General features: G+C 42.5%; 5 protein-coding genes. 2 read left to right on the top strand and 3 right to left on the bottom strand.

Annotated elements, in window-relative coordinates; all coding sequences use genetic code 11:
- Window positions 1-65: 65 nt before the first annotated feature.
- Complete coding sequence (locus KB557_RS09855; protein WP_255133754.1) at window positions 66-1,046, top strand: carbamoyl-phosphate synthase; 981 nt, start codon at window positions 66-68, stop codon at window positions 1,044-1,046.
- A gap of 270 nt (window positions 1,047-1,316) precedes the next feature.
- Here KB557_RS09855 and KB557_RS09860 read toward each other — a convergent pair whose 3' ends face one another.
- Complete coding sequence (locus KB557_RS09860) at window positions 1,317-2,102, bottom strand: transposase (protein ID WP_255133757.1); 786 nt, start codon at window positions 2,100-2,102, stop codon at window positions 1,317-1,319.
- Window positions 2,103-2,263: 161 nt separating this feature from the next.
- On the opposite strand from KB557_RS09860, the gene KB557_RS09865 reads away from it, so the two are divergent.
- A complete protein-coding gene (locus KB557_RS09865) occupies window positions 2,264-2,563 on the top strand; it encodes a PqqD family protein (RefSeq protein ID WP_255133759.1) in 300 nt (99 codons plus the stop codon).
- 7 nt (window positions 2,564-2,570) lie between these two features.
- On the opposite strand, the gene KB557_RS09870 is transcribed toward KB557_RS09865, so the two are convergent.
- Both KB557_RS09870 and KB557_RS09875 read right to left on the bottom strand, forming a co-directional pair.
- Window positions 2,571-3,122: a hypothetical protein gene (locus KB557_RS09870; protein WP_255133761.1), complete on the bottom strand. Its 552-nt coding sequence runs from the start codon at window positions 3,120-3,122 to the stop codon at window positions 2,571-2,573.
- Window positions 3,112-3,528 (bottom strand): sulfotransferase domain-containing protein (locus tag KB557_RS09875; RefSeq protein WP_255133762.1); only part of this gene is annotated, 417 nt, incomplete at its 5' end. The genes KB557_RS09875 and KB557_RS09870, both read right to left, overlap by 11 nt.

Here is a 3,528-nt window from a genome sequence, read left to right on the forward strand (position 1 = left end):
ACCTCAAGGCCTTGATGATGCAGCACTTTGTTTGATGATAATTTTATTTTTCAAGGTTCCCAGTAGTGCAGCAATCTATCCGTCTGTCGCTCTCCCTTGCTGGCACTGCCGCCCTGGCACTCGCATCAATACCTTTTGGTATTGGATCAGCAACAGCGCAAGAAGCCAAAACCACCCAGGGCACAGCAGCAGACCTTGGCGTGATGAGCATTTCGCTTAAAGATGCCATTCAACCTAATTTTGGTTTTCAAGGAGCACTACAAGGAGCTGGCACTCCTAATCAAGCGGGTATTGGTGGCTTTTTACCTTTAGTTACTGGTGATAACAGCGTATTTTTCTTAGACGCTCAAGCAAACGTTAATTTTGCTGATTACAACAACTACAGCAGCATTATTAATACAACAGTTGCTGGCACCACCATTTCCACCTCATCAAGACTGGGTTATCGCTTTTTAAATAGTGATCGCTCCTGGATGTTTGGCGTGAATGCTGGTTATGACAGCCGCCCGATGGCAACAGGCGCTGCTGATACTGGTGTGAATGTAAGAAATTCATCTACTGTTTTTTATCAACAGGTGGCAGCAGGTTTAGAAGCTGTTTCTAATACCTGGAACTTTAATGCATATGCACTAATTCCTGTTGGCACCAGTGAATATCGTTTAAATAGTAATTACTTTGGCGGTGCTTTAGATACCTATGGCCTTGATGTTGGCTACAGCATCACTCCAGATTTCAAAGCATCCGTTGGTTATTACTACCAACAGGGTGATCTTGGTACTGCTGATAGCTCTGGTGTGAATGGCAGGGTTTCTTACAACATCAGCAATGGCTTAACTGCTGGCGTTAATCTTTCCTATGACCAAGCATTTGAAACACGTTTTTCAGCAGATCTTAAATATCGCTTTGGCTCAAATGGCTATGGAGCACCAAGCAAGAAGAAAGCTTGGCAGACACCTGTAATACAAGCTCTCACAGAAACTGTGAAGCATAGGGATGTGCGGGTACACGATACACTCATCTTGACATGGACCTTGAAATTAATATAATCCAATAGCAGAAGAGGGACCTTGACATCTACTCATAGTTTTATAATATTGATCCTACTCCACTCAGCCCCTGCAATCACAGGGGCTTTTTATTTCTTCAATAACTAACAAAGCACCTAAAAGCACTACCGATACCTGGCACCATTTCACCCATTTAATGCCAACTTTAAGCTCCCTTCACCGCATTAAATATCTCAACTATTTCAATCAGCAGCAAAGCCCGCATTCATATTCTCTATCTCTACTTATACATTTATTTCCACAACGCAGCTACCAAATACATCGTTCTTTATCGCCATCACGGATGCCATTTGCTCTTCTAAATCTCACCGCAATCTGATGCCATTCTTCTGGGATTTGATTTAGGCGTAAATCAAAAGCAAAAGGTAGTTGCTGTTGCCCTGGTGATATTCGTTTGCTCTTGCTCCTATTACTTCTACTGGTCTCAACCAATCTCTTAAGCATCCTTGAGCCCCAGTGACACTTAGGTGCTCCCTTGGCGTGATGGCGATACTGCTGGCAGAAACGCTCATAACGCTTAGAGCATCCTTTAAGCGTTGGTGCCATTTGCAGAAAACTTGGATGCCATTCACTGATGCCATCACATTCCAGCCTGCTGTAGTGCCCGTAGTTGGAATAGGGGTCATAAAATCCTTTTCTTATCCCTGCTGCCATTGGATTGGCGTGGATATACCTGAGTGTATTCAGCATTCGTTTGTGGTCTTTAGGAGCAATCGCAGTGGCGTAATACCTTGCTTCCCAAAAATGCCCGCAACGCCCAGCAAGGCGGTTGAGTGCCATTGCTGAATACCAGCCAATCCAATGCATCAATCTCGGCAATTGGGAGGCATCATCTGGTCTGATAAGTAGATGCAGATGATTTGCCATCAAACACACCCCATACAACTTGTGCGGCACCTTGGCTTGTGCTTTAGCTAGCACTGCGAGCAGCACATCCCTTCTCAACCCTTTAGCAATCAAAAATTCTCTACTATTACATCTAAGTGTGATATGAAATGAATAGCCCTGCGGCAGATGGCGGGGTGAGCGGGGCATTAAATAACGTTAGAAAAAGCTGTAATTATTTAACCTGCACTATCCCAAATGTTCACTACAATAGATAGCAAAGGTTGAAGTGGATCCTCAGGTTCAGGAAAAACAATTTCAGAGCCTTCTTAAAACGCAACTCCTCCTACAATCTATTAAGCTTTTTTAATATGGACACTCAACAACATCAAAGCCCAAACACAAAGCGATTCAAGCAGCATCCCGCCGTTGTATTTAGTGAATTGGATGATCAAATAACACTCTTCCAAAGTAAAACTTGCGATTACCTCGTTCTAAATGAAACTGGTTCTGCCATATGGCAAGCTCTGCACTCAACACAAACCCTGAATCAAATATGCGATCTACTGTGCGCTGAATTTAATGTTGAACGATCAATTTGCATACAAGAAACAACTAACTGGCTGGAACAAGCTATAAATAAAAATATTATAGTAATAGTTGCGGAATAAACCAATCTCAAAATATAAACTGATTGCGTAATTTCAATAACCACACCTCACCACCAAGCTGATTAGAGCCAAGCATCTCAAACCCTAGTCTTGCAAAATAACGTCTCACAGATCCCTTTTGCAAGCCTAAGTTAATATTTTCTGCCATCAGAGTAGAAGCCCTATGATCACGCAACTCAACGGAACTAATAAAACCTTCTAGAAATTTTTTATACAGTTGATTCGTTAAACGGTATGATCTAGCTTGCGGCAATACATACATACGCTGAAAATAAGCATGGCTTCCTAAATTAAGGTGAGATTCTAATTCCCTAAAAACAACAAATACCACTCCAATAATGGATCCTTCTTGATTTCTAGCAATCGCACCTGGCTGCCTTCGTAACACCTTTTGCTTGCTTAAGAGTGGCTCTATTTCACTCAAATCGCCATGCGATCTAAAACTCTTTAGTTCTGCCTGATAAGAAGCCTGATTAAGGTTCCAAAAATCAATTAGTTCAGCAGCAAGAGCCTTATCAAGGCTGCCAAAAACATATTCAACACTAAATTCACACATCATCTTCTACTCCTTCATAACCAAAGCATTTCATTACATCAGCCATTTCAGCTGCTAATTGTTGGCGCTGGGGAATACTCAGCTGCTCAGCTCCCTCACCACTTCTGCCAGATCGAAAGAAACGGTTGCACCCCTCTGGCTTCTCAGCAAAACCACCAACTTTCTCTTCTAGTTGTTTTAATTTATCAATCGAAGTATTAGCAATAGCTTGATCTACCAAAACCTGCTCAACAGGCAAACCAAGAAAATCTGCTAATTTAGCAAAGGTTGTTGAACCATTGCAGAGCATATCCTCATATCTAATTATTAATACTGGCAACTGCTGTTGATCCGCCCAGGAGCACACATGCTGATCCCAGCGGCCCATATGCTGACGCACCTGATGGCCTCCAATCCGTTCAGATGGCAC

Source organism: Synechococcus sp. Cruz CV12-2-Slac-r, assembly GCF_024346075.1.
In the GTDB taxonomy this organism is placed as follows: Bacteria; Cyanobacteriota; Cyanobacteriia; order PCC-6307; family Cyanobiaceae; genus Synechococcus_D.